Raw genomic sequence first — 23,348 nt, 5'->3', positions numbered from 1 at the left:
ACAAAGCGAAAAGGATAATATGATGCGCCCTTCTGGTCGGAAATTGAACGAAATGCGCCCGGTTTACATTGAAATCGGCGTGATGAAGCACGCTGAAGGCTCTTGCCTGATCAAGATGGGCGAAACTCATGTGCTGTGCTCGGCGACTATCGAAGACAAAGCACCGCCGTTTCTGAAAAATACCGGGCTAGGTTGGGTGACGGCCGAATATGGCATGTTGCCAAGGGCTACCAATACACGGGTTCGCCGCGAGGCTGCGGCGGGCAAGCAGTCAGGCAGAACCCAAGAGATTCAAAGACTTATTGGACGGGCTTTGCGGGCTGGGGTTGATCGCTCGGCTTTGGGCGAGCGCCAGATCGTGATTGACTGCGACGTGCTGCAAGCCGATGGCGGCACCCGCTGTGCCTCGATCACGGGCGGCTGGGTTGCGTTGCGTTTGGCGATGAACAAGTTGCTGAAAGCCGGTATTATTTTCAGTGATCCGATGATTGATCATGTTGCGGCGGTATCTTGCGGCATATATGCTGGGCAGCCCGTGTTGGACTTGGATTATCCCGAGGATTCTGCGGCGGGGACCGATGGCAATTTCGTTCTGACCGGGCGCGGCCGGATCATCGAAGTGCAGATGTCAGCCGAGGGCGCAACTTTTTCGCGAGACGAGATGGGCGAGTTGCTCGATTTGGCCGAGGCTGGTGCCGCCGGTTTGATCGCCGCACAGAAAGCAGCTTTGGGTATCGTGTGATGCGTAAATTCTCAGGTGATCGGCTTTTGGTGGCGACGCACAATCGCGGAAAGCTTGAGGAAATTGCCAAGCTGCTGGAACCGCTGGGTATTTCTGTCGTATCGGCGGCTGATTTCGGCTTACCGGAACCCGCAGAGACCGAAGACAGTTTCGTTGGAAACGCCCGCATCAAAGGCCATGCAGCGGCGCGTGCGACAGGGTTGCCTGCTTTGTCAGATGACTCGGGCATTACCATTGACGCTTTAGGTGGCGCGCCCGGCGTCTATACGGCTGACTGGGCAGAAACCCCCACCGGCCGAGATTTTGCCCTGGCGATGACAAATACGTGGAGCAAGCTTGAGGCCATTGCCGCACCGGAACCCAGACTTGCTCAGTTTCGGTGTACGCTTGTTTTGGCCTGGCCGGATGGCCATGACGAAGTGTTTGAAGGCGTCATGCCGGGTCAGATCGTTTGGCCAATGCGCGGAAATCAGGGCCACGGCTACGATCCAATTTTTCAGCCCTTGGGAAGTGCGCAAACGTTTGGAGAGATGGATCGCTGGGAAAAGAACCAGATCAGCCATCGCGCCGATGCGTTTCGCAAGCTTGTGGACGGATGCTTCAAATGAAACGTATTTCGACCGGATCACCCTTTGAGAAAACCATGGGTTACAGCCGTGCCGTGATAAAAGGCGGCTGGTGCTTTATGTCTGGCGTGACGGGCTACGATTACGCAAACATGCAGATACCGGATGATGTGGCAGCGCAAACCAGCAACTGTTTTGCAACAATCGGCACCGTTTTAACCGAAGCCGGCTTCGAAATGGCTGATATCGTTCGGGTGCAATACACTGTCATTGCTGCCGATATGGTTGAAGCCATTGCGCCGATGCTTGCGGATAACTTAGGTCACATCAGACCTGCAGCGACGATGATTATTGCTGGTCTGATCCGCCCCGAGATGAAAATCGAAATTGAAATTACCGCGTTTAAGGGCTGAGATGGAAGATTGGCAACACGGTGGTTTCGGCCTGTACCTGCATTGGCCGTACTGCGAATCGAAATGCCCCTATTGCGATTTCAACAGCCACGTAGCGAGTCATATCGACCAAACCCAGTGGCAGCGGGCTTATCTGTCCGAAATTGATCGCTTGGGGCGCGAAACCCAAGGCCGCATTTTGAACTCAGTGTTCTTTGGTGGCGGCACCCCATCCCTGATGGCTCCAGAACTTGTTGTGGCTATTATCGAACGCATTCGCGCGACTTGGCCGATGTCTAATGACCCCGAAATCACGTTGGAGGCCAATCCGGGATCGGTGGAGGCGGGTCGCTTCCGGGGTTTCCAACAAGCAGGTGTAACGCGAATATCGATGGGCATGCAGGCGATGAACGACGCGGATCTGCGTCGCCTTGGCCGCAGACACACTGCCGAGGAAGCCCGCCAAGCATTTGAAATCGCTCGGTCTTGCTTTGACAGAGTTAGCTTTGATCTCATCTATGCACGGCAGGACCAAACCTTGACCGCTTGGCGCGAAGAACTGGGTCGCGCACTGGAATTGGCGATTGATCACCTGTCGCTGTACCAGCTGACCATTGAGGACGGCACCGCTTTTGCAGATAGATTTGCCAAGGGCGGGCTGAAGGGCCTGCCGAGTGAAGATCTTTCCGCCGAGATGTTCGAACTTACGCAGGAACTATGCGAAAAGGCTGGTCTGCCGCCGTACGAAATTTCAAATCACGCTAGACCCGGAAGCGAATCGCGGCACAATCTAATTTATTGGCGCGGCGGCGACTACGTTGGTATCGGCCCGGGCGCACACGGGAGGCTTACTTTGCTTGGCACCAGGTGGGCGACTGAGGCACCGAAGTCACCTGCGCTATGGCTGAATATGGTGGAGCGCGGCATGATGCCCGAGCTGCCGCGCAGTGCGCTTTCGGCTGAAGAACACGGCTTGGAGTATTTGCTGATGTCGCTCCGCCTAAACGAAGGTCTCGATTTGCAGCGTCACCGCCAGATCTCGGGAACTTCGCTAAACCCTCATAGAATCAAAGGCTTGATGGATTTGGGCATGATCAATTCCGACAATGATCGACTGCAAGCCACGCCCGGCGGACGGCTGGTTCTGAACGCGGTTTTGCGCGAACTCGCAACCGAATAGCGCGACGCGCGCGCCTAAAACTCTGCGTCTCGGGGAATGGCGGATAACACCCGGCATAGCAGATCAAGCTGCTCAAGTGAGCGATAACTGATCGTAACCTTGCCACCATCGCCGCCTTGGAGATGGTCAATCTGCACCCCCATGTGAAGATTTGCAGAAAGATCCAACTCAAGCGCTTTGGTGTCAGCGTCTTTCTCCCCGCGCTGTCTAAGTGCGCGTCGCTTGGCGGGATCAATCGCAGATTTACGCACCAGCTCTTCTGTGTCGCGCACGGAAAGGCCACGACCAACCACCTGAAGGGCGAGCTCGGTAGCGTTTGCCGTCGTGATCAAAGCCCGCGCGTGCCCCGCGGACAGAGTACCCGACTTGACCATTTCTTGAACATCGTGAGGCAGCGTTAACAACCGAAGCAGATTGGCAATGTGACTACGGCTTCGCGACAGCGCTTCGGCAATTTTTTCCTGAGTATGACCAAACTTATCCATCAACTGCCGGTACGCGAACGCTTCATCAATAGAGTTCAATTCGGCGCGCTGTATGTTCTCAATAATGGCAATTTCCAAAACCTCAGAGTCGCTAAATTCTCTGATAATCACTGGCAATTCATGGAGTTGGGCCATCTGAGCCGCACGCCAACGGCGCTCTCCTGCGACAATCTCGTAGAGATCCTCATTCGACTTTTTCCGCACAATAAGCGGCTGGATAACACCCTTCTGCAGGAGGGAGTCCGCGAGCTCTCTTAAAGCCTGAGCCGGAAAGTCCCGCCGTGGCTGGTCGGGATTTGGAACGATTTTTTCAATCGGCAGGCTTAACTCTGAGCGACGAGCGTCAGGCAGCGCAGATGCGACATCAAGGTTGACGTCCGCCATCAAAGCCGACAGCCCGCGATTAAGACCGCGCCGATCAAATTTTTTGTCCATTAGACTGCCTCTTCTTTGAATCGATGCCTGATCGGATTGCGCTGAAGAACCTCAGCGGCGAGCGCCCGGTAAGCTTCAGCGCCCTTCGACGCGCCATCATAACTGAGAACCGGTTGCGCGTAAGACGGAGCCTCGCTCAAGCGAACATTTCGCGGAATCATGGTTTTGAACACCAAGTCTCCCAGCGTGCCGCGCGCATCCTGTTCAACCTGCTGCGAAAGGCGGTTGCGGCTGTCTACCATCGTGAGCACCACGCCCTCAATCCGCAAATCCGGATTGGCACTGCGCCTAACGTCTCGGATCGTCAACATCAGCTGAGAAAGCCCCTCCAGCGCAAAAAACTCGGCTTGCAGCGGCACCAACACTGCGTGGCTGGCAACCATGGCATTCACCGTCAGCACGCTGAGCGACGGAGGGCAGTCAATAAGGATAAAATCAAGGCTGAGTGTCGCTACCTGCGGCTCTCTCAACGCATCATGAAGCAGAAAACTGCGCTTTTCGTTAGAAATGAGCTGAATATCGGCCGAAGACAAATCGGCGCTGGAAGGACATAGCAACAGACCGGGAAATTCCGTAGGGACCACAGTGTCAACAAGCGGTTGCTCGTCCACGAGCAGATCATACGTCGTCTTGATGCGATCCGTCGGAGCAAAGCCGAGGCCCGTTGAGGCATTGCCTTGTGGGTCTAAGTCCACCAGCAGTACGCGCGCACCAAGCTCCACCAATGCTGCAGCAAGATTAATCGCGGTGGTGGTTTTTCCGACACCGCCCTTCTGGTTGGCGATCGAGAATATCCTCGGGCCAGCGTCATTCACGGACCTACGCATGGCGAATATTTCGCACTGAAAATATAACCGCATCAGGATTCGTACGGCTTGGAATTTCGGTGTGGTCGAACAACCAGCCTACCTGAGCTACTTGAAGCTCTTGCTGTGCGTTGGCACCTTTCGGAAATAACGCCAAGCCAGACGATCGCAGGTGGCGACTCGCAAGGCCACACAGTTCTGAAAAGGGCGCCAATGCTCGCGCCGTCAAAACGTCGGCATTTTGCGGCGCAAGATCTTGAATGCGTTCGGTTTTAATCACTGGGCTTATGCCAAGATGCCGAGCCGCCTCGGCAAGAAATACAGATTTGCGCCGGTCAGATTCGACCAGTACGACATGCATTTCGGGGACAAATTCTTCTGCCAGAACAGCCATAATTATCCCAGGGAAGCCGCCACCACTGCCTAGATCGCAGTAAAGTGCCGCATCCTCAGGTATATGAAAAACGAGTTGCGCCGAGTCGATGACGTGTCGCTGCCAGAGATCGGCGACACCGCCTTTGGAAACCAAATTAATAGCCGGATTCCACTTTTCTACGAGATTGCTAAACTCAACCAGTTTGCTGAACGTTTCACGTGAAACATTCAGCCAACCCGGCAGCACTTCGTTTTCAAACCTCACTTTTCAACGCCTCTCGCCTGCGCTTGCGGAGATGCGCCAAAATGAGTGTCAGCGCTGCCGGCGTCATTCCCTCTATTCGGCCAGCCTGCGCTAAATTTGCAGGTCGAAGGCGCGACAGCTTTGCCGCAAGCTCCGCTGATAACCCAGGCAACCCCGTGAATGCGAAATTAGGGGGGATTTCCGCAGCCTCCTCGCGCCTGAGCATGGTGATATCCGCATTTTGGCGTTGGCTATATTGTAAGTATAGCGCGTCCGTCGCGGTTTGCTTTCGGATTTCAGCGGAGAAAGCAGAAAATTCTGGCACCAGCCGGTCGATTTGGCCTTCTAAGACGTCAGGAAACGCCATTATCGCTTTGGCTGTGCGACGAGTTCCGTCTAAGCTTACCCCAACGCCCACCTTCGTCAATTCTGACGGTGAAAAGCTTTTACTCTCTAACAGATCGGCAGCGGCCATAAGCCGTTCGTGTTTTTGTGCATAGCGCTGCTCACGCGCGGCCCTAACGCATCCAAGCTCAATTCCTTTCGGAGTGAGCCGTTGGTCGGCGTTGTCAGCCCGTAGCGTCAATCGATATTCTGCTCGCGAAGTAAACATGCGATATGGCTCAGTAACACCGCGTGAGGTAAGATCGTCAACCATGACACCAATATAGCTGTCAGTCCGACTAAACTGAATGGCGTCCTTAGAAATAGCCAGCGCCGCGGCGTTCAGCCCCGCGAGCAGTCCTTGAGCCGCTGCTTCTTCGTATCCTGTGGTCCCGTTTATCTGCCCAGCGAGGAATAGCCCAGGCGCAGATTTAACTTGAAGTGACAAGTCTAGGTCACGGGGATCAAAATAGTCGTATTCGATCGCATATCCGGGCTGAGTTATTCGGACATTTTCAAGGCCCTTGATTGACCGGACATAAGCTTCTTGCACATTAAACGGCAACGAAGTTGAAATTCCGTTTGGATAAACAGTGCTATCGTCAAGACCCTCAGGCTCCAAGAAAACCTGGTGCGATGCCTTTTCGGCGAACCGCACAATTTTATCTTCTATCGAGGGACAATACCGTGGTCCCACCCCGTCTATGTGCCCGCCGTACATAGCCGAAAGATTTAGATTGCTCCGTACAATATCATGTGTTTGTTCATTCGTATGAGTTATCGCACATGCGATTTGTCGCACTTGCGGCGATTTGTTCATAAAAGAAAACACGACTGGATCGTCGTCGCCCGGCTGCATTTCCAACTGGTCCCACGCGATTGTGTCCCCATCCAATCGTGGAGGCGTCCCGGTCTTCAAGCGTCCTCGAACCAGTCCGAAGCCGTCGAGTTGCGCAGCCAATCGGACCGAGGGTCTGTCGCCGACCCGCCCGCCGGGCTGCTTTTCAGCACCGACATGCATAATTCCATTCAGAAACGTGCCAGTTGTCAATACCACGGCCGTTGACGTCAGCTCAATTGATTCTGCAAGCTTTACACCAGTCACTCGACCTCTGGATTGCATCACCTCAGTGACCTCGCCTTCTATGATCGTCAGATTTTCCTCTGCCATTAGAAAATCAATTATCGCCGCGCGATACAGCTTTCGATCCGCCTGCGCCCGCGGGCCTTGCACCGCCGGACCCTTACGCCGGTTAAGCAGTCGGTATTGTATCGCAGCACGATCTGCCGCCACAGCCATAATCCCATCAAGCGCGTCTATCTCACGGACGAGATGGCCTTTACCTAAGCCCCCGATAGCTGGGTTGCAGGACATAACGCCGATGCCGTTTTTCCGGAGTGAAATCAACGCAGTTTGCGCGCCCATCCGTGCCGACGCCGCTGCTGCCTCGGCTCCCGCGTGTCCGCCCCCGATAACGATCACATCAAAATGTTTCACGTGAAACAACCTCATTTTCCGATACAAAAACTTGAGAATATCTCGTCGAGCAAATTCTCAATATCGATTCGTCCCGTCATAGTTTCTAAGACTCTCATCGAGCGATGCAAATCCAGTGCGATTAGTTCAGGTAATGCGACCGCGCTTGCCATCCCGCCTATGGCCGATTCCAAGTATACGACGGCCGCTTCCATTGCGATACGCTGACGTTCCCGAATCAGCAACCCCGCAGAGGCAGCACGGTCGCTTAATCGGAGCGCAATTTCGCCGATGAGCCAGTCGATACCTACCCCCGTCTTGCCGGATACAGCATTGTCGCTTCCAGTGCGAATGTCTGCTTTACCTAAAATCACGATATCGCCGACTTCTGGCTGCAACATTAATGCCTCGGCGGTATTCTGCATCAAGAAAACTCGCAAATCTGCGCTCCGGGCCCGATCTACGGCACGCTCCACCCCCAGCTTCTCAACTATATCCACCGAATCACGTAAACCGGCGGTATCAAGCAGAGTCACGGCCAAGCCAGCAATATCCATCCTGACTTCGATCACGTCACGTGTCGTACCCGCGATCTCCGAAGTAATCGCCGCCTCCCTGCCGGCTAAGGCGTTGAGGAGGGTAGACTTTCCAGCGTTCGGCGCCCCTACTATCGCAACCTCAAAGCCGTGCCGGATTTGCTCCGCAGCGCGCGATCCGGCTAATTCGGCGCGCAATTGACGCAGCAGCTTCTCAATCAAGTCCCGCACTTCGGGAGTGACATCGAAAGGCACGTCTTCGTCGGCAAAGTCAATTGTGGCCTCTATCAACGCCGCCGCGCGCACGAGATGCAAGCGCCAAGCCTCGACACGCCGCCCCAAAGCTCCCGAGAACACGCGCATCGCTTGTTTCCGTTGGGCTTCCGTTTCGGCATTAATCAGATCTGCCAGCCCTTCGACCTGCGCAAGATCAAGTCGGCCATTTTCTAGGGCGCGCCGGGTAAACTCGCCGGCCTCAGCCAGCCGTAGTCCTGAGATCCCGCTCAGGACACGCAATACCCGAGCAACCACCGCCAAACTGCCGTGCAGTTGTAGTTCGGCGCTGCACTCTCCCGTAAAACTAGCACCTGCCTCGAATAACAGCACCAAAGCCTCATCCAGCACCTCACCTTGCCAGATTAGCTGACGTAGGGCTGCATGACGCACTGAGGGCAATGCACATAACTCTGCGACCGCGGCATGCGCCGAAGGCCCAGAAAGCCGAACAACGGCAACGCCCGCCTTACCCCGCGCCGAGGCCAAAGCAAAAATCGTGTCCATAGCCAAGCCTTTGAATTAATGATCTTTTAGGCGTTCATCGATTCGAAAAACTCGCCGTTACTCTTGGTCTGCTTCAACTTCGAGATCAAGAACTCGATCGCATCCGTGGTACCCATTGGGTTCAGAATCCGCCGTAGTACATAGGTTTTCTGCAGATCAATCTTCTCAACCAGCAATTCTTCCTTACGTGTGCCGGATTTCAGGATATCGATCGCCGGGAACACCCGTTTATCCGCAACTTTTCGATCCAGAACGATCTCACTGTTGCCGGTGCCTTTGAATTCTTCAAAAATCACTTCGTCCATCCGGCTGCCAGTATCAATCAAGGCGGTTGCGATGATGGTCAGCGAACCGCCCTCTTCAATATTCCGCGCCGCACCAAAGAAGCGCTTTGGCCGCTGTAACGCGTTGGCGTCAACGCCGCCGGTCAAAACCTTGCCAGACGACGGCACAACCGTGTTGAATGCGCGACCAAGCCGAGTGATGCTATCAAGCAAAATAACCACGTCGCGCTTGTGTTCAACCAAACGCTTCGCCTTTTCGATCACCATTTCTGCCACAGCCACATGCCGCGTCGCAGGCTCGTCAAAAGTCGAAGACACCACCTCGCCCTTAACGCTACGCTGCATATCGGTGACCTCTTCAGGCCGTTCGTCAATCAAAAGCACGATGAGATAGCATTCTGGGTGGTTCGTCGCAATCGAATGCGCAATGTTCTGCAATAACACGGTCTTACCTGTCCGTGGCGGTGCAACAATCAATGCACGTTGCCCTTTGCCGATCGGACACACCAAATCAATTATCCGCGCCGAACGATCCTTGATCGTGGGGTCTTCGACCTCCATTTTCAGCCGCTCATCTGGATAAAGTGGCGTCAAATTGTCGAAGTGAACTTTGTGACGCGCCTTCTCAGGGTCATCAAAGTTAATCCGGGTGACCTTGATCAGACAGAAATATTTCTCATTTTCTTTTGGGGCCGCCATGGTGCCCTCAATCGTATCTCCCGTGCGCAAGCTGAATTGCCGTAGGATATCGGGAGAGACGTAGATATCGTCAGGCCCCGGCAGATAGTTCGCAGAGGGCGAGCGCAGAAAACCAAAACCGTCCTGCAGCACTTCCAGCACGCCGTCGCCGCCGATTTCCCAGCCTTCTTCGGCATGCTCTTTCAGGATCGAGAACATCATCTCGCCCTTGCGCATGCTCGGCGCGTTTTCGATCTCCCACTCTTCGGCCATCGCCAGCAGCTCGGCTGGCGTCTTGGCTTTCAGGTCCGCAAGATTCAAATGCTCAATAGTCATCGGGAATTCACCTTCGGCGCGTGACCCGAAACTTAGGCCAACAGCAGCAATGTCAATGGAAAGCGTGATGGCCGAATGGCCGCGCTGAGGCCCAACTAAGGCCAACATGATCCCGAGTCAAGGTTTTCAGAATTTAACAATCACCGAAGCCACAATTACTACCATCAAAAGCGTCGGCACTTCGTTCATCAGCCGATACTGACGTCCGGTTACCGTGTTGCTGTCTGCCACAAAATCCTTCCGCCGCCGCGCCAGCCACACATGAAACACTGTCATTGCGACGACCGAGGCGGCCTTCGTCCACGGCCAAACCGCATTCCAATCGACAATCCCCGGCGTAAAAACCAAAGCCAGACCGAACCCCCAACTTGCCACGCTCGCTGGGTTGATAATCCCCTTCAGCAAGCGACGCTCCATCACTTGGAACATGGCATCGGTCGGCGAGCCCTTTTCGACCTGCTCAACATGATACACAAACAGCCGCGGCAGATAGAACAACCCCGCCATCCACGCGATCACCGAGATCACATGCAGCGCTTTTATCCATGGATAATACGTCGCCAGAAAATCGGTCACAGGCTCACCTCGGTTCTCAGCCTCTTCTTAAAGAATAGATTCTAGAAAGAAAGATGTTGTTGTAGGGGCCGTGGATAACAGAATTCCAGCACTTTTCCCAGACTCTGTCCCCAGTCGTTAGGATGTGTTCAATTATCCAACCGGGTCTGAAACTTCATAAATGTCATGTATTAACAAACAGTTAAACTGCTTACCACCGACCCGACTGCATCCACAGCCTCTGGATAACTTTCCTGCACACAGCTTTGTTTTCGCTTCATCCCATTGTGGGCAATTCTGCCGAGCGTCAGCTGTGCGCTTGACAAAATGTCGTTGATCCCGCCTTTTCCACTCCAAACCCGGCTTACCCCCAAAACCAGCCGCCGGAACAAACCGAGCTTATCCACAAGGCCGCCTCGATGCCGCGCCCGCTTATTTTAGCCTCTGCCTCCAGCATCCGCCTGCAGCTTTTGCGCAATGCGGGGCTTGAGGTTAGCGCACAGCCTGCGCGGATTGACGAAGAAGCCATCCGCCAATCGCTAGAGGCTGGCGCCGCCAGTCCGCGTGACATCGCCGATGCTTTGGCCGAAATGAAAGCCCGCAAGCTTGCCGAAAAAAACCCTGATGCTCTGGTGTTGGGCTGCGATCAGGTGCTCGCCTTTAAGGGGCGGACCTATGGCAAACCCGAAACGCCAGACGAAGCTCGAGCGCAGCTGACCACGTTTCGCAACCAAACCCACCAACTGATCTCCGCGCTGGTGCTTTATGATGCGGGTCAACCGATTTGGCGGCATATCTCGCAAGCCTCCCTGACGATGCGTGACCTGTCCGACAGCTATCTCGATGGCTATCTCGCGCGAAATTGGCATAGTTTGCGCTCCTCTGTCGGCGGCTATAAGCTCGAAGAAGAGGGCGTCCGGCTGTTCTCCGCAATTGAGGGCGACTATTTCACCATTCTTGGCCTGCCACTTTTACCGCTTATCGGCTATCTTGGTATGAGAGGGTTCATCACAACATGACCGAGCTGCCCCGCATCCCGCTCGCTGGTGTCATTGGCCACCCGATTGCGCACAGCCGCTCGCCGGCGCTGCATGGCTTTTGGCTGAAGCGGTATGGCATCAAAGGCCATTACATCCCGATGGATGTGGCCCCGCAAGATTTGCGACAAGCGCTTGAAATTCTTCCAAAACTTGGCTTCGTCGGCGTGAACGTCACTATCCCGCACAAAGAGGCGGTGTTGCAGATTGCCGATGTGGTGACGGATCGCGCTGCTCTGATCGGCGCTGCCAATACGCTGATCTTCCGCAAAGACGGCCGCATTCATGCCGACAATACCGATGGTGCGGGCTTCATCGCCAATTTGCGCCAAAACGCTCCGAACTGGAATCCCACCGCGGGGCCAGCAGCGGTTTTTGGTGCTGGAGGTGCCGCGCGCGCTATCGTAGCGGCGCTGATTGAGGTCGGCGTAGCCGAGATTCGCATCGCGAACCGCACCAAGCCCCGCGCCCAAGCTTTGCGCGCCGATTTCGGCTCGAAGCTGCACATCTATGATTGGGTTCATGCACCCAATATGCTGGAAGGCGCGGCGACTGTCATCAACTCCACGTCTTTGGGCATGTCGGGTAAATCAGAGTTTCGCGTGCCGCTTGATGGACTGGAATCTCACTCACTTGTCACCGATCTGGTCTATAACCCGCTGAAGACTGGGTTTCTTCTGGAAGCCGAGGCCAGAGGCTGCACCATCGTAGATGGCCTCGGAATGTTGCTTCACCAAGCCGCCCCCGGCTTTGAGCGTTGGTTTGGCCAACGCCCCGAGGTCGACGAAGCCACCCGCCAAGCTGTGCTGGCAGCATGACGTTTCGCCTCGGCCTTACCGGCTCGATTGGCATGGGCAAATCTACCACCGCCGCGATGTTCGCAGCCGCCGGTCTGCCGGTCTGGGATGCCGACACCGCCGTCCACGGTTTATACCGGCAAGGCGGCGGCGCCGTTGCTCCGATCACCGCGATTTGCTCGGAAGCCACCGCAGGGGGCAGCGTTTCACGTGAGGTGTTGAAACGCCATATCGCAAGTGACCCAACTCTGCTCGCCAAACTTGAAGCCATCGTACACCCCCTTGTCGCCGCTGATCGCAGCGCGTTTCTTGCCCACACCAGCGCTGACATTGCCGTTCTCGACATTCCGCTCCTGTTCGAAAAATCCAACCAAGCCGAGTTTGACGCCACGCTCCTCGTGACCTCGCCCGCAGATCTGCAACGACAACGTGTCATGCAACGTCCCGGCATGACCGAGGCAGATTTCCAAACGCTTCTTGCCCGCCAGATGCCCGACGCCCAGAAGCGAAGCCTGGCAACCCACATCGTTGAAACGCTGGACCTCGCGGCCACCAACGCCTATGTCATCTCCCTGATTGCCCATATCCGAGCCCGCCATGCGTGAGATCGTTCTCGACACCGAAACCACTGGCTTCGAGCCGTCCGAGGGCGATCGCATCGTAGAAATTGGTGCGGTAGAACTGTTCAATCACTTGCCCACCGGCAAAACCTATCACCAATACATCAACCCGCAGCGTTCAATGCCGAAAGAGGCGTTCGATGTGCATGGTCTTGGCGATGATTTCCTGCGCGACAAACCGATTTTCCGTGCCATTGGCCAAGCCTTCCTTGATTTCATTGGTGATGCTCAACTGATCATCCATAACGCCAGTTTTGACATGAAATTTCTGAACGCCGAGTTAACGGCGATCAATTTGCCCGCGCTTCCTTTCAGCCGCGCCACCGATACCTTGATGATTGCGCGCCGCAAATTCCCCGGCTCGCCCGCGACACTCGATGCGCTTTGCCGTCGCTTCGGGGTCGATAATTCGGGCCGTGAAAAACACGGGGCTTTGTTAGATTCCGAGCTCTTGGCAGAGGTTTATCTCGAACTCGTCGGCGGCCGGCAACCCGATTTCGGCCTCAGCCCCGTCGCGCAAAGCAACAATTCAGCCGGGTCGCACGTGGAAGTGGATTGGCGTCCGCGCCCAAGGCCAAATCCCCTGCCGTCGCGCTTGACTGAAATTGAAATCGCCGCTCATATCGCATTTGTCGAAAAAATCGGTGATGCCGCCATCTGGAAAAAGCGCGTTTGATACGGCGAAACCGTTCCTTAACTATTTGAAAGATATTATGAAAAGCATCTTCGTCACCGGCTCTGCGGGCTTCATTGGCTATCATCTGTGTAAACTTCTGCTGGCAGAAGGTTTTCATGTCGCGGGCTACGACGGGATGACCGATTACTACGATGTCACGCTTAAACAGCGCCGCCTCGCGATGCTGCAACAAAATCCAAACTTCACCAACACCGAAGCCCTGCTCGAAGACCAGTCTATCCTAGAAACCGCGATGCGCGCAGCCAATCCCCAGGTGATCGTGCATCTCGCCGCCCAGGCTGGTGTCCGCTATAGCCTTGAAAACCCCCGCGCTTATCTGAATGCCAACCTCGTCGGCGGCTTCAATGTGCTAGACCTCGCCCGGGAGCTCAACGTCCAGCATCTGCTGATGGCCTCCACCTCATCGGTCTACGGTGCCAACACCGAGATGCCGTTCCTTGAGACCCACAAGACCGAAACCCCGCTCACCTTCTACGCCGCCACCAAAAAAGCCAATGAGGCGATGGCACATTCCTATGCCCATATCTACGGCCTGCCTGTCACGATGTTCCGGTTTTTCACCGTATATGGCCCGTGGGGCCGCCCCGATATGGCACCCTATAAGTTCACCAAGGGCATCCTCGACGGCACCCCGATCGACATCTACAACAACGGCGATATGTGGCGCGACTTCACCTATGTCGATGACCTCGTGCGCGGCATTCGCCTGCTGATCGACGCCGTCCCGCAACGCCCCGCCACGCCCGAAGACATCACCCCCGGCGACAGCCTCTCCCCGGCCGCCCCCTACCGAGTGGTTAACATCGGTAATTCCGACAAGGTTAAGCTGTTGGATTTCATCGAGGCCATCGAAGACGCCACTGGTCGCAAAGCCATTCGCAATTACATGCCGATGCAAACCGGAGATGTCGTAGCCACTTGGGCCGACGCCAACCTGTTGAAATCCCTCACCAACTATCAACCGCAAACCAATGTCCGTGACGGCATGACGGCTTTCGTCAGCTGGTATCGCGACTACTACCAAGTCTGACAATGCAAAGGCCGACCCCGCAAGGTCGGCCCTTGTCTCAATCAGTTTGCGACCGGAGCAGGCTGCGCCCTCCGCGCAATTTCCTGCCGATACAGCGCCAGAAAATCCACCGTGTCGATGTTCAGCGGCGGGAACCCCCCGTCGCGCGTCACATCCGAGATAATCCGCCGCACGAACGGGAACAGCAGCCGTGGACATTCGATCATCAGGAACGGATGCAACTGTTCTTCCGGCACGCCTTCAACATGGAAAATGCCGCCGTAATCGACCTCCAACAAGAACAGCATATCGCCGTTTACCTTGTTCTTCGAGGTCACCTTGAACTTCGTCACAATATCAAACTGATGGTCTTGCGAACGTTTCCGCGCATCCAAGCTCACCTGCACTTGAATGTCCGGCTGCACTTCCGAAGCCGAAAGCCCCTTTTGCGCCACCATGTTTTCAAACGACATATCCCGCACGAATTGCGCCAGAACAGACATTTTGATCTGCGGCGCGCCGTTATTTTCCTCGGCCATAAGCCCACTCCCTGAAAAATCCTGCATATCCCTAGCAGGTCATTTAGGGGGCCTCAATCCTCGCGCCACTTCGAAGGCTGCGTCGTGCCGCCAATTTTATCGCGCTCCGGCACCACTTCTTCATATTCTGCCTCAACCCAATCGGCCCTTGGCTGACCCCGCCGCGCGGCAAAACCGTGCACCTGCACCCGCGAAGCCAGCAGCGCAATCAGTCCGGTCCGCACAAACGGCACCAACAATAAAAGCCCCAGAAAATCGGTAAAAAATCCGGGCAGCACCAACAATATACCGCTCAGCATGATCAACGCGCTATGCGCCATCGGCTGCAGTGCCGCGATACCGCCGCCGCCGCGCACTTCTCGCAACGCGCTCATGCCAAGCCCGCGGATCAACGCAATTCCCAGCATCGCCGACAATATCACCCACGCCAGCGTCGCCCACAGCCCAATCCAGCCGCCCACGACCACAAACAGCCCGATTTCCAGCATCGGCCACGCCAAAAGCAGCGCAAAAACCCACATCTCGGTCGCCTCTCTGTATTCGAGCGCCCAAACCATAGACTTGGCCGCCCCCAGCCCCTACATAAGGGTCCAACGCCCGGATCACCAACCCCCCGGGCCCGATTTGAGGCGCCCGATGAATTCCTCCTTGATTCAACTGCTGGTTCTGGCCGGAATTGCCGTGTTCCTGATCCTGAAACTGCGTTCCGTTCTCGGCTCGCGCGAGGGCTTTGAGAAGCCTGTTGTTCCGCAAGACACCGCTAGGCCGCAGCCGAAACTGGTGCCTGCGCCCACGGCGGACGGCGTCGATCTCGACATTACCGACCATGCTCCTGCTGGTAGCCCCGCCGCCGCAGCCCTCGCCGCAATGAAGGTCGCAGAGCCCGGCTTTTCGGTCGGGGAATTCCTCCACGGCGCGCGCGGCGCTTATGAGATGATCCTGATGGCGTTTGAACGCGGCGATATCGACTCGGTGCGCCCCTTCCTCGCCGATGAAGTTGAGGCTTCCTTCACCCAAGCCATCAACGCCCGCGAACGCGATGGTCAGACGGTTGAGGCCAATTTCCTCGGCCTGCGTGAAATGACGCTGTCGGATGCCGAATACGATCCGACCACTCGCACCGCCGAAATCACCCTGCGTTATACCGGCGAGCTCACCTCGCTGATCCGCAACAAGGCCGGCGAAATCATCGAAGGCTCGCCAACCGAGGTCAAACGCCAGCGGGACACATGGACCTTCGCGCGCCGCATGGGCGTGCAAGATCCCAACTGGCAACTCGTCGGCACCAGCGATTGAAGCGTGTTGCGTCCTCTTACAATCAAATCCTTGCTTGCGAAGCCGAGGCAGCGATTGCTCTGCAAACGCGTTCGGCTTCGCAAGCAAGGTCAAATTGACACAACGCGCCCTTGTGGGATGCGTGCGCTGCTCGCCGCCTGCCTGCTGGCCTTTCAAATGACAGCCACGCCCGCCCCGGCACAGATGCTTGATTTTGAGGCGTTGGAAGGCTGGGGCGACGACGACCACCGCGCTGCCCTGACCGCTTTCCTCAATACCTGCGACAAACTCGACACCCCCGATTGGCAGCCGATTTGCCACCTCGCCGCCGACGCCGGGGCCACGGATGCCTCTGCCAAAGCCTTCTTCGAGCTGATGTTCAAGCCGGTGCTGATCGGCAATCCCCCCGCCCTGTTCACCGGCTACTACGAGCCCGAACTGAACGGCTCTTACACTCGCACCCCGCATTTTGCCTACCCGATCTACGCACGCCCACCAGAGCTTCAAGATGGCCAAGTCTACTACGACCGCGCCACCATCGAAAGCGGTGCGCTGCGGGGCCGAGGTTTGGAAATCGCTTGGCTCGAAGACCCGGTAGAGGTTTTCTTCCTTCAAATCCAAGGCTCTGGCCGGATTAAAATGACCAACGGCCATGTTATCCGCGTCGGCTATGCAGGTCGCAATGGCCATGGCTATCGCTCGGTTGGCAAGGAAATGATCGCGCGCGGTATGCGCACCCCAGATCAGGTCTCCGCCCAAGACATCAAACAATACGTTCGCTCTAACCCGACCGAAGGCAACGCCCTGCTGGCGATTAACCCATCTTACATTTTCTTTCGCAAAATCGCCGATCTGCCGTCAGACAAAGGCCCAATCGGCGCAATGGGCCGCAGCATAACCCCGCTGCGTTCCGTCGCCATCGACCCGGCTTTCACACCATTAGGCGTCCCGGTCTGGATCGAAAAATCCGGCGACAATCCCATTCGCAGCCTGATGGTCGCCCAAGATACCGGCGGTGCCATCAAAGGCGCGCAACGCGCCGACATCTTCTACGGCACCGGCGATAACGCAGGCGAAGCCGCTGGCACGATCAAAGACGGTGGCCGGATGATATTGCTGCTACCGATAGACCGTGCCTATGCCATGCTGCCGGAAGGCTGATCATGGTCCGCCGTCGCACCCTGCACCCCGACGAACAGGAAATCTGGCAAGCCGTCGCCCGCACCGCCAAGCCGATGCATCCAATGGGTCATGTGTTCGTAAAACCCGTCGAGCCAAAGCCGCAGCCGACCCAAACCGCAGCCCCGGCCACGCCGCGCCTGCCCTTGTTCCGCTTAGGCGAAAAGTCCCGGACCAAACCCGGTCACGATATTTTGCCGAGCCTGCCAGACAGTCTGGCAGCCGCACCGCTGCAAATGGATGCTAAAACCCACGGCAAAATGACCCGTGGCAAACTCTCGCCTGAGGCTCGGATTGACCTGCATGGCATGACACTGTCCGAGGCTCATCCAGAACTGATCCGCTTCATCCTCAACGCTCAAAGCGCCGGGATGCGGCTGGTTCTGGTGATCACCGGAAAGGGCAAGCGCGGCCATGACGTTGGCCCGATCCCACAGCGCATGGGCGCGCTGCGCCACCAGGTCCCGCAATGGCTGCGCTTGCCGCCGCTTGGCCCAGCCGTGCTGCAAATCACCGAAGCCCACCTGAAACACGGCGGCTCTGGTGCCTATTACATCTATCTGCGTCGGCGCTAAGCCCAAGTGGGCGGCGGTTAATAAACGCTTAACGCAAAAAGCAACTAGTTGATAAATATCACAAAAAATCATGTCCGCGTGTGGGCACACCTTACCGCGTCAAATCGGAAGCCACCGTTGCCACAGGCCGCAACACAATCTGAGTCGCATTCTGCACCGACAAAACCACCCCCGGCAGCAGCCCCATCCGCGCCCTCCGATCTGCTTCAAACGCGCTAGAAACGTCGCCCAAGCGGTCCAAAATAGCAATCAAAGCCGCCGAATCCCCCATCACAAAATGCCCCGAGCCTTTCGAAAACGCCCCGACATCCATGAACGTCACCTTCAAATCCGCCACCCGCGATACATCCTTCAGCGACCCCAACCGCTCATCCTGGCCAGTCATCAGCGCCGACAAACGCAGATATTTATCGCGGTCAGAACCAAAAATCACAAACGGCTGCGGCAGCCTTCCCATCGCATGGGCGCTGATTTTGAACACATCGACGTCAATATCCGGCGAGATAAAGATCACCCCGCCAATCAAATCCAACGTCTTCTTGTCTCCCCGGATCGCCGTCTGCCGCAATGCCTCCATCGTCAGGCCCGCGCCCATCGAATGCGCCACAATCAAAATCCGCTTCGCCCCCGCGACTGCAACTTCATGCATTAAAGACTCCAACCCATCCCGCGCAAACAACGCAGAATCGCGGTCGTAAGCATAGCCCAGCGGTTCAGCGGCCGAGGGCCAAGCATAGTGAACCACCGCGCCCGGCAGCTTCAAGTCATGCGCAAACTGGGCGACCCGATACACCCCTTCGGAGAAATTGTTGTTGTAGCCGTGCACGAAAATAACTGCCTCGCCGCCATTCGCGGCCAATTCGGCTTTCAAATCTTTGCGGAACGGCAGATCGTTTTGATAGACGATCTCATCAGTGGTCAGGAAATGCTTCGCCGGGTCGGCCTTGCCGTGACGGGGCGGCCAGTTGATCTGGCCCAGCTTGCGATCCGGCGGGACTGAAACATCATAGCGCGCGAATTTGACTTCTTCTGAACGATAGGTTCCGAAAGAGCCATCTTGATTTTGCTTGCGTGTGGTGCCGATAAAGATGCTCTCTACCTGCCCGACACTGGCTGCTTGAGGGTCGAGGGTGACATGGCCGCGAGGGGAGCAGGCCAGCATCAAAGTCAGTGTGAGGGTGAGAAAATACCGGATCATTATGCGCCTTTTGGGGCCAAAATCGAGAGTTTCAAAGGTATGGTCAAGTGACGTTATGTTGCAGGTGCAGAAATCGAGGTGTCTACGCGTGGCGCAAGAATTTTTGTTATATTTATCAATATGTTGGGTATTTTCTTCAGGAATTGTTAACCGAGTCCGTTTGAATCTATACGAAAAAGGGGCAGCAGAGACCAAAGATTAATAATCCGTTAATGATACCCCGTTAACCCATTGAAATGATAAGAGACGCGACCCTGTTCACGCGTGGACAGGATCGCGGACCCTTACAAGCGGACCCTTACAAAACGTATCGGGAAATATCAGCGGACCGCGACAGCGCGCCCAGATGTTTCTCGACAAAATCGGCATCGACGACTACTTCATCGCCAGCCCGATCTGGTGCGGTAAAGGACAACTCCTCAAACACCCGCTCCATCACCGTGTAAAGCCGGCGCGCCCCGATGTTCTCGATGGACTTGTTGACCTCCGCCGCAATCCGAGCCAGCGCCGCGATGCCATCCGTCGTGAAAGAAACCGTAACATCTTCCGTCCCCATCAGCGCCGCATACTGCCGGGTCAGCGCATTATCCGTCTCCGTCAGGATGCGCACGAAATCACCTTCCGTCAGCGGAGCCAGTTCGACCCGGATCGGTAAGCGGCCCTGAAGTTCCGGCAGCAAATCCGAAGGCTTGGCGACATGAAAGGCGCCGCTCGCGATGAACAGGATATGATCGGTCTTTACCGGACCGTATTTGGTGGAAACCGTGGTGCCCTCAATCAGTGGCAACAAATCCCGCTGCACCCCTTCACGTGAAACATCCGCCCCCCGAGCATCCGCCCGCGCGCAGATCTTGTCGATCTCATCCAAGAACACGATGCCGTTTTCCTGAACCGCAGCCAGAGCCGCCGACTTGACTGCCTCATCATCCAGCAGCTTGTCAGCCTCTTGGCCGATCAGAAGATCATAGCTGTCGGCGACGGTGACTTTCTTGCGCGTGGTCCGCGCTCCGAAAGCCTTGAACAGATCTTGCAGACCTTGCATCTGCATTTCCATACCCTGCCCGCCCATCATCGGCATCGCGGGTGCTGCATCGGCGATCTCAAGTTCGATCACCGTCTGATCCAACTCGCCGCGCCGCAACTTGCCGCGGAACATTTCACGCGTCTGCTCGCGGGCATCTTTGCCAGCCAGAGCTTCAACAACCCGCTCCTCCGCCGCCTGCTTCGCTTTAGCCGCCACATCCTCCCGCATCCGCGCGCGGGTATCGATCATCGCAGCATCGACCAAATCGCGGATGATGCTGTCCACGTCGCGACCCACATAGCCAACTTCGGTGAACTTGGTGGCCTCAACCTTCAAGAACGGCGCCTTCGCGAGTTTGGCCAGCCTGCGGGCGATCTCGGTTTTACCCACGCCCGTCGGCCCGATCATCAGGATATTCTTCGGATAGACCTCATCGCGAATATCGTCAGGCAGATTGCGACACCGCCAACGGTTACGCAAAGCGACCGCCACGGCGCGCTTTGCGTCACGCTGGCCGATGATATGCCGATCTAGTTCGGAAACAATTTCACGTGGAGTGAGGTTAGTCATGCTGATCTCCTCTGCGGCAGGGCGCGAGCCATCGGAGCCCGGACCACCGGAACCATCTGACGCGCCGCACGTTGGTTTGGCTTAAACAATTCGGAGGATACACCATGCAAGACCCCCAAGAGCTTGAAGCGGATTTTTGGAGCGCCCTCGACTCGGACCGCACCATGATGCTGGGCCTTGTTGGCGTTGACGAAGGCCATACGCGGCCGATGACGGCGCAGATTGAAGGCAAAAGCGGCCCAATCTGGTTCTTCGCCAGCACGGACAGTGAGTTGGTTCGCAAAATTGGTACCAGCGACCGCGCTATTGCGACGTTCCAATCTAAAGGCCACGATATTTTCGCCAGCGTGCATGGCAAACTCTCCACCAGCCATGACCGTGCGGTCATTGATCGGCTTTGGAATCCCTTCGTCGCCGCTTGGTACGAGGGCAAAGACGACCCGAAGCTTGTTCTGCTGCGCATGGAGCCCGATCAAGCTGAAATCTGGAAAGACGGATCGAGCCTTGTTGCTGGCATCAAAATGCTGTTCGGAATTGATCCGAAGACCGATTATAAAGACAACGTGGCGAAAGTCTCGCTGTCTTAGCCTTGGTTGCGTTGCCGCCAGATGGCCAGCCTTAGGGCTGGCCTTTTTGCATAGATTACCGCGCAATGCGTTCCACCGTCAGGTTGCCATTTGTGAAAACGCAAATCTCGGCCGCAATTGCCATTGCCCGACGAGCGATGTCTTCTGCCGGAAGATCTGTTGTCATTAGACCGCGCGCTGCGGCCAACGCAAAATTACCGCCCGAACCAATCGCTGCGATGTCGTGCTCTGGTTCCAACACGTCTCCGGCCCCGGTGATGACGTAAAGATCGCGACCGTCGGTGACGATCAGCATCGCTTCAAGATTGCGCAGATACTTATCCATCCGCCAGTCCTTCGCCAAATCCACGCAAGCCCGAGCGAGTTGACCAGGAGCGGCTTCCAGTTTTTTCTCCAGCCGCTCCAGCAAGGTAAAGGCATCGGCTGTCGAGCCTGCAAAGCCTGCAACAACATCGTGCCCGCCGGGAGACAGGCGGCGCACCTTGCGGGCAGATCCTTTGATAACTGTATTTCCCAACGACACTTGCCCGTCGCCTGCGACCACAACCTCGCCACCACGGCGAACGGCGAGAATAGTGGTGCCATGCCAACCGGGGAATTTGTCTTCAGCCATCTCGATCTCCATTTGCTCAGCATTATATGGAAGGGCACTGGAGCGGGCGCAAGCGCGTGGCTGGTGGCTTTGGAGGAATACGCCTAGTTTGGCAGAATGAAGCGAGTACTGACTTTTTATTTGGATGTGGGCAAGCGCGCCGAAGCCGAGGCCAGTATCGGGATTTTTGGCGCTGTGGTGAGTGTGGTGAGGGCTGCGGGCTGGCAGGTTCGCTATGCCGAGGCCCAGACGGAGGTTGGCGGCGACGGGTACCATTTGGTCTACAATCGTGCGGTTGAGGGGCCTTGTTGCCTTAGTTTAAGGCGCTGTTATCTTGATCAATATTACCGGATTGAAGCGACGAATGATCGTTGGGACTGGCAGGTTGCGGGGTCGCGGTTTCCCGGCAAGCCGGGCCAAGCTTGGTTCCAGCGTTATTGGCGAGAGCGGCTGTTTCGCGGGCTAAGTATCGCTAACGGTGGGTATATTTTTATGCCGCTGCAGGGCAAGCTGTTGCAGCGAAGGCATTTTCAGACGGCCTCGCCGATTGAGATGATCCAGGCCACTTTGGCTGCGGACCCGGTGCGGCAGATTGTGGCGACCTTGCATCCGCGCGAGGTTTATACGACGCCAGAACTAGAGGCGTTGCGGGGGATTGCGCGGTTTCAGTTGGTGAAAGGCTCGCTGCCGTGGTTGGCGGGGTGCGATTATGTAGTGACCGAGAACTCGTCGATGGCGCTGACCGGGCTATTTGCAGACAAGCCAGCGGTGCTGTTTGCGCGGATTGATTTTCACCATATCGCAGCATCGGTGCACAGGCTGGGGGTCGCGGGGGCATTTGAAGCGGTGCATCAAACCCAGTCCCATGCGGATTATTTGCACTGGTTTTTCAAGCAACAAGCGCTGTGCGCGGTGGGCAAGGATCGTGATGCGCTGGTCTTGACGCGGTTGCGCCAACATGGCTGGCCGCTCTGAACGAAGGCCCCCCGAGGGGAGCCTTTGATCGAGCTTGTATAGATTCAGAGCGCTGTGGCAATCCAATTGGCCAACGCGGCTTTCGGAGCAGCGCCGGTTTTGTTGGAGACAACTTCGCCATTTTTGAACAGAAAGAGCGCCGGAATGCCACGGACGCCAAGGGCGGCCGGGCTATCCGGGTTTTCATCGACATTGATCTTCACGATCTTGACTTTGCCAGCGTATTCGGCGGCAAGTTCTTCCAAAGCTGGGCCGATTTGACGGCAAGGGCCGCACCATTCGGCCCAGAAATCCACGACGACCGGGATGTCCGATTTACGAACTTCGGCGTCGAAAGTAGCGTCGGTGACGGCGACGGTATTGGCACCCATGATGGGATCTCCTAGGGGAAATGACAGGCATTGAACCTAGGCACGGCT

27 protein-coding genes are annotated in these 23,348 nt (G+C 56.3%); 14 read left to right on the top strand and 13 right to left on the bottom strand.

What is annotated here, in order from left to right; all coding sequences use genetic code 11:
- The first annotated feature begins 22 nt into the window (after positions 1-22).
- From rph to hemW, 4 genes are read left to right on the top strand one after another with little or no spacing between them, the layout of a single operon-like run.
- Complete coding sequence (rph, locus tag JWS10_RS05930; protein WP_299505488.1) at positions 23-742, top strand: ribonuclease PH; 720 nt, start codon at positions 23-25, stop codon at positions 740-742.
- Positions 742-1,350, top strand: coding sequence for an RdgB/HAM1 family non-canonical purine NTP pyrophosphatase (gene rdgB, locus JWS10_RS05925; protein WP_299505486.1), 609 nt, complete (start codon positions 742-744; stop codon positions 1,348-1,350). Before rph ends, rdgB begins: the two co-directional genes overlap by 1 nt.
- Complete coding sequence (locus JWS10_RS05920) at positions 1,347-1,721, top strand: RidA family protein (protein ID WP_299505485.1); 375 nt, start codon at positions 1,347-1,349, stop codon at positions 1,719-1,721. Before rdgB ends, JWS10_RS05920 begins: the two co-directional genes overlap by 4 nt.
- A 1-nt stretch (position 1,722) precedes the next feature.
- Entirely contained in the window at positions 1,723-2,880 is a 1,158-nt protein-coding gene (hemW, locus tag JWS10_RS05915) for a radical SAM family heme chaperone HemW (RefSeq protein WP_299505484.1), read from the top strand.
- Between the two features lie 14 nt (positions 2,881-2,894).
- Here the strand turns inward: hemW and JWS10_RS05910 are convergent, their stop codons facing one another.
- From JWS10_RS05910 to hemJ, 7 genes are all read right to left on the bottom strand, one after another.
- Entirely contained in the window at positions 2,895-3,800 is a 906-nt protein-coding gene (locus JWS10_RS05910; RefSeq protein ID WP_299473984.1) for a ParB/RepB/Spo0J family partition protein, read from the bottom strand.
- Positions 3,800-4,627 carry a ParA family protein gene (locus JWS10_RS05905; RefSeq protein ID WP_299505482.1) on the bottom strand — a complete coding sequence of 276 codons (828 nt, stop codon included), beginning with the start codon at positions 4,625-4,627 and terminating at the stop codon, positions 3,800-3,802. Before JWS10_RS05905 ends, JWS10_RS05910 begins: the two co-directional genes overlap by 1 nt.
- Positions 4,620-5,246, bottom strand: a complete 627-nt coding sequence (gene rsmG, locus JWS10_RS05900; RefSeq protein WP_299505480.1) for a 16S rRNA (guanine(527)-N(7))-methyltransferase RsmG — start codon at positions 5,244-5,246, stop codon at positions 4,620-4,622. Before rsmG ends, JWS10_RS05905 begins: the two co-directional genes overlap by 8 nt.
- Positions 5,236-7,107 (bottom strand): tRNA uridine-5-carboxymethylaminomethyl(34) synthesis enzyme MnmG, encoded by a 1,872-nt coding sequence (mnmG, locus tag JWS10_RS05895; RefSeq protein WP_299505479.1) that lies wholly within the window; start codon positions 7,105-7,107, stop codon positions 5,236-5,238. Before mnmG ends, rsmG begins: the two co-directional genes overlap by 11 nt.
- A gap of 11 nt (positions 7,108-7,118) precedes the next feature.
- Positions 7,119-8,402, bottom strand: a complete 1,284-nt coding sequence (mnmE, locus tag JWS10_RS05890) for a tRNA uridine-5-carboxymethylaminomethyl(34) synthesis GTPase MnmE (RefSeq protein WP_299505477.1) — start codon at positions 8,400-8,402, stop codon at positions 7,119-7,121.
- 26 nt (positions 8,403-8,428) lie between these two features.
- Positions 8,429-9,700 (bottom strand): transcription termination factor Rho, encoded by a 1,272-nt coding sequence (gene rho / locus JWS10_RS05885; protein WP_299505476.1) that lies wholly within the window; start codon positions 9,698-9,700, stop codon positions 8,429-8,431.
- Between the two features lie 126 nt (positions 9,701-9,826).
- Positions 9,827-10,276 carry a protoporphyrinogen oxidase HemJ gene (hemJ, locus tag JWS10_RS05880; RefSeq protein WP_299505475.1) on the bottom strand — a complete coding sequence of 150 codons (450 nt, stop codon included), beginning with the start codon at positions 10,274-10,276 and terminating at the stop codon, positions 9,827-9,829.
- A gap of 398 nt (positions 10,277-10,674) precedes the next feature.
- On the opposite strand from hemJ, the gene JWS10_RS05875 reads away from it, so the two are divergent.
- From JWS10_RS05875 to JWS10_RS05855, 5 genes are read left to right on the top strand one after another with little or no spacing between them, the layout of a single operon-like run.
- Positions 10,675-11,274 carry a Maf family nucleotide pyrophosphatase gene (locus JWS10_RS05875; protein ID WP_299505473.1) on the top strand — a complete coding sequence of 200 codons (600 nt, stop codon included), beginning with the start codon at positions 10,675-10,677 and terminating at the stop codon, positions 11,272-11,274.
- Positions 11,271-12,110: a shikimate dehydrogenase gene (locus JWS10_RS05870; protein WP_299474837.1), complete on the top strand. Its 840-nt coding sequence runs from the start codon at positions 11,271-11,273 to the stop codon at positions 12,108-12,110. The genes JWS10_RS05875 and JWS10_RS05870 overlap by 4 nt, the downstream gene beginning before the upstream one ends.
- Positions 12,107-12,694 (top strand): dephospho-CoA kinase, encoded by a 588-nt coding sequence (gene coaE, locus JWS10_RS05865; RefSeq protein ID WP_299505471.1) that lies wholly within the window; start codon positions 12,107-12,109, stop codon positions 12,692-12,694. The genes JWS10_RS05870 and coaE overlap by 4 nt, the downstream gene beginning before the upstream one ends.
- Positions 12,687-13,385: a DNA polymerase III subunit epsilon gene (gene dnaQ, locus JWS10_RS05860; RefSeq protein ID WP_299505470.1), complete on the top strand. Its 699-nt coding sequence runs from the start codon at positions 12,687-12,689 to the stop codon at positions 13,383-13,385. The genes coaE and dnaQ overlap by 8 nt, the downstream gene beginning before the upstream one ends.
- Before the next feature lie 37 nt (positions 13,386-13,422).
- Positions 13,423-14,436, top strand: coding sequence for an NAD-dependent epimerase/dehydratase family protein (locus JWS10_RS05855; protein ID WP_299505468.1), 1,014 nt, complete (start codon positions 13,423-13,425; stop codon positions 14,434-14,436).
- A gap of 41 nt (positions 14,437-14,477) precedes the next feature.
- On the opposite strand, the gene secB is transcribed toward JWS10_RS05855, so the two are convergent.
- Positions 14,478-14,954: a protein-export chaperone SecB gene (gene secB, locus JWS10_RS05850; protein WP_299505467.1), complete on the bottom strand. Its 477-nt coding sequence runs from the start codon at positions 14,952-14,954 to the stop codon at positions 14,478-14,480.
- Between the two features lie 53 nt (positions 14,955-15,007).
- Complete coding sequence (locus JWS10_RS05845; RefSeq protein WP_299505466.1) at positions 15,008-15,475, bottom strand: FxsA family protein; 468 nt, start codon at positions 15,473-15,475, stop codon at positions 15,008-15,010.
- A 115-nt stretch (positions 15,476-15,590) separates the two neighbouring features.
- Here JWS10_RS05845 and JWS10_RS05840 point away from each other — a divergent pair, with 115 nt between their 5' ends.
- The 3 genes from JWS10_RS05840 to JWS10_RS05830 all read left to right on the top strand — a co-directional run bounded on the left by JWS10_RS05840 (position 15,591) and on the right by JWS10_RS05830 (position 17,983).
- Positions 15,591-16,250, top strand: coding sequence for a Tim44/TimA family putative adaptor protein (locus JWS10_RS05840; RefSeq protein ID WP_299474855.1), 660 nt, complete (start codon positions 15,591-15,593; stop codon positions 16,248-16,250).
- A gap of 117 nt (positions 16,251-16,367) precedes the next feature.
- Complete coding sequence (locus JWS10_RS05835; protein WP_299474858.1) at positions 16,368-17,390, top strand: murein transglycosylase A; 1,023 nt, start codon at positions 16,368-16,370, stop codon at positions 17,388-17,390.
- 2 nt (positions 17,391-17,392) lie between these two features.
- Positions 17,393-17,983, top strand: a complete 591-nt coding sequence (locus JWS10_RS05830; RefSeq protein ID WP_299505465.1) for a Smr/MutS family protein — start codon at positions 17,393-17,395, stop codon at positions 17,981-17,983.
- Between the two features lie 91 nt (positions 17,984-18,074).
- Here JWS10_RS05830 and JWS10_RS05825 read toward each other — a convergent pair whose 3' ends face one another.
- Together JWS10_RS05825 and hslU are read right to left on the bottom strand one after the other, a co-directional pair.
- Complete coding sequence (locus tag JWS10_RS05825; RefSeq protein ID WP_299505464.1) at positions 18,075-19,181, bottom strand: alpha/beta fold hydrolase; 1,107 nt, start codon at positions 19,179-19,181, stop codon at positions 18,075-18,077.
- Between the two features lie 298 nt (positions 19,182-19,479).
- Positions 19,480-20,775 carry an ATP-dependent protease ATPase subunit HslU gene (gene hslU / locus JWS10_RS05820; RefSeq protein ID WP_299474867.1) on the bottom strand — a complete coding sequence of 432 codons (1,296 nt, stop codon included), beginning with the start codon at positions 20,773-20,775 and terminating at the stop codon, positions 19,480-19,482.
- Between the two features lie 104 nt (positions 20,776-20,879).
- Here hslU and JWS10_RS05815 point away from each other — a divergent pair, with 104 nt between their 5' ends.
- The gene (locus JWS10_RS05815; protein WP_299505463.1) at positions 20,880-21,362 is read left to right on the top strand and encodes a pyridoxamine 5'-phosphate oxidase family protein; all 483 of its coding nucleotides are present in this window, start codon (positions 20,880-20,882) and stop codon (positions 21,360-21,362) included.
- Positions 21,363-21,417: 55 nt separating this feature from the next.
- Here the strand turns inward: JWS10_RS05815 and hslV are convergent, their stop codons facing one another.
- Entirely contained in the window at positions 21,418-21,975 is a 558-nt protein-coding gene (gene hslV / locus JWS10_RS05810) for an ATP-dependent protease subunit HslV (RefSeq protein WP_299505462.1), read from the bottom strand.
- A gap of 96 nt (positions 21,976-22,071) precedes the next feature.
- Between hslV and JWS10_RS05805 the strand changes: the two genes are divergently transcribed.
- Entirely contained in the window at positions 22,072-22,929 is an 858-nt protein-coding gene (locus JWS10_RS05805) for a hypothetical protein (RefSeq protein WP_299505460.1), read from the top strand.
- A gap of 44 nt (positions 22,930-22,973) precedes the next feature.
- Here JWS10_RS05805 and trxA read toward each other — a convergent pair whose 3' ends face one another.
- A complete protein-coding gene (gene trxA, locus JWS10_RS05800) occupies positions 22,974-23,300 on the bottom strand; it encodes a thioredoxin (RefSeq protein ID WP_299505459.1) in 327 nt (108 codons plus the stop codon).
- Positions 23,301-23,348: the final 48 nt, after the last annotated feature.

Source organism: Cypionkella sp. (assembly GCF_028290025.1).
Lineage (GTDB): Bacteria > Pseudomonadota > Alphaproteobacteria > Rhodobacterales > Rhodobacteraceae > Cypionkella.
Note: the sequence above shows the minus strand (reverse complement) of the source record. Positions and strands in the feature narration are given on the sequence as shown.

Excerpts from the sequence above, each read along its gene's own strand:
- rdgB (WP_299505486.1), top strand. The coding sequence starts at position 742 with ATGCGTAAATTCTCAGGTGATCGGCTTTTGGTGGCGACGCACAATCGC.
- JWS10_RS05870 (WP_299474837.1), top strand. The coding sequence starts at position 11,271 with ATGACCGAGCTGCCCCGCATCCCGCTCGCTGGTGTCATTGGCCACCCG.
- JWS10_RS05805 (WP_299505460.1), top strand. The coding sequence starts at position 22,072 with ATGAAGCGAGTACTGACTTTTTATTTGGATGTGGGCAAGCGCGCCGAA.
- trxA (WP_299505459.1), bottom strand. The coding sequence starts at position 23,300 with ATGGGTGCCAATACCGTCGCCGTCACCGACGCTACTTTCGACGCCGAA.
- JWS10_RS05905 (WP_299505482.1), bottom strand. The coding sequence starts at position 4,627 with ATGCGTAGGTCCGTGAATGACGCTGGCCCGAGGATATTCTCGATCGCC.
- rph (WP_299505488.1), top strand. The coding sequence starts at position 23 with ATGCGCCCTTCTGGTCGGAAATTGAACGAAATGCGCCCGGTTTACATT.
- rho (WP_299505476.1), bottom strand. The coding sequence starts at position 9,700 with ATGACTATTGAGCATTTGAATCTTGCGGACCTGAAAGCCAAGACGCCA.
- hemW (WP_299505484.1), top strand. The coding sequence starts at position 1,723 with ATGGAAGATTGGCAACACGGTGGTTTCGGCCTGTACCTGCATTGGCCG.
- coaE (WP_299505471.1), top strand. The coding sequence starts at position 12,107 with ATGACGTTTCGCCTCGGCCTTACCGGCTCGATTGGCATGGGCAAATCT.
- JWS10_RS05835 (WP_299474858.1), top strand. The coding sequence starts at position 16,368 with ATGCGTGCGCTGCTCGCCGCCTGCCTGCTGGCCTTTCAAATGACAGCC.
- secB (WP_299505467.1), bottom strand. The coding sequence starts at position 14,954 with ATGGCCGAGGAAAATAACGGCGCGCCGCAGATCAAAATGTCTGTTCTG.
- JWS10_RS05910 (WP_299473984.1), bottom strand. The coding sequence starts at position 3,800 with ATGGACAAAAAATTTGATCGGCGCGGTCTTAATCGCGGGCTGTCGGCT.
- JWS10_RS05830 (WP_299505465.1), top strand. The coding sequence starts at position 17,393 with ATGGTCCGCCGTCGCACCCTGCACCCCGACGAACAGGAAATCTGGCAA.
- JWS10_RS05855 (WP_299505468.1), top strand. The coding sequence starts at position 13,423 with ATGAAAAGCATCTTCGTCACCGGCTCTGCGGGCTTCATTGGCTATCAT.
- JWS10_RS05840 (WP_299474855.1), top strand. The coding sequence starts at position 15,591 with ATGAATTCCTCCTTGATTCAACTGCTGGTTCTGGCCGGAATTGCCGTG.
- dnaQ (WP_299505470.1), top strand. The coding sequence starts at position 12,687 with ATGCGTGAGATCGTTCTCGACACCGAAACCACTGGCTTCGAGCCGTCC.
- mnmE (WP_299505477.1), bottom strand. The coding sequence starts at position 8,402 with ATGGACACGATTTTTGCTTTGGCCTCGGCGCGGGGTAAGGCGGGCGTT.
- hslU (WP_299474867.1), bottom strand. The coding sequence starts at position 20,775 with ATGACTAACCTCACTCCACGTGAAATTGTTTCCGAACTAGATCGGCAT.
- JWS10_RS05825 (WP_299505464.1), bottom strand. The coding sequence starts at position 19,181 with ATGATCCGGTATTTTCTCACCCTCACACTGACTTTGATGCTGGCCTGC.
- JWS10_RS05920 (WP_299505485.1), top strand. The coding sequence starts at position 1,347 with ATGAAACGTATTTCGACCGGATCACCCTTTGAGAAAACCATGGGTTAC.
- JWS10_RS05845 (WP_299505466.1), bottom strand. The coding sequence starts at position 15,475 with ATGTGGGTTTTTGCGCTGCTTTTGGCGTGGCCGATGCTGGAAATCGGG.
- hslV (WP_299505462.1), bottom strand. The coding sequence starts at position 21,975 with ATGGCTGAAGACAAATTCCCCGGTTGGCATGGCACCACTATTCTCGCC.
- JWS10_RS05875 (WP_299505473.1), top strand. The coding sequence starts at position 10,675 with ATGCCGCGCCCGCTTATTTTAGCCTCTGCCTCCAGCATCCGCCTGCAG.
- JWS10_RS05815 (WP_299505463.1), top strand. The coding sequence starts at position 20,880 with ATGCAAGACCCCCAAGAGCTTGAAGCGGATTTTTGGAGCGCCCTCGAC.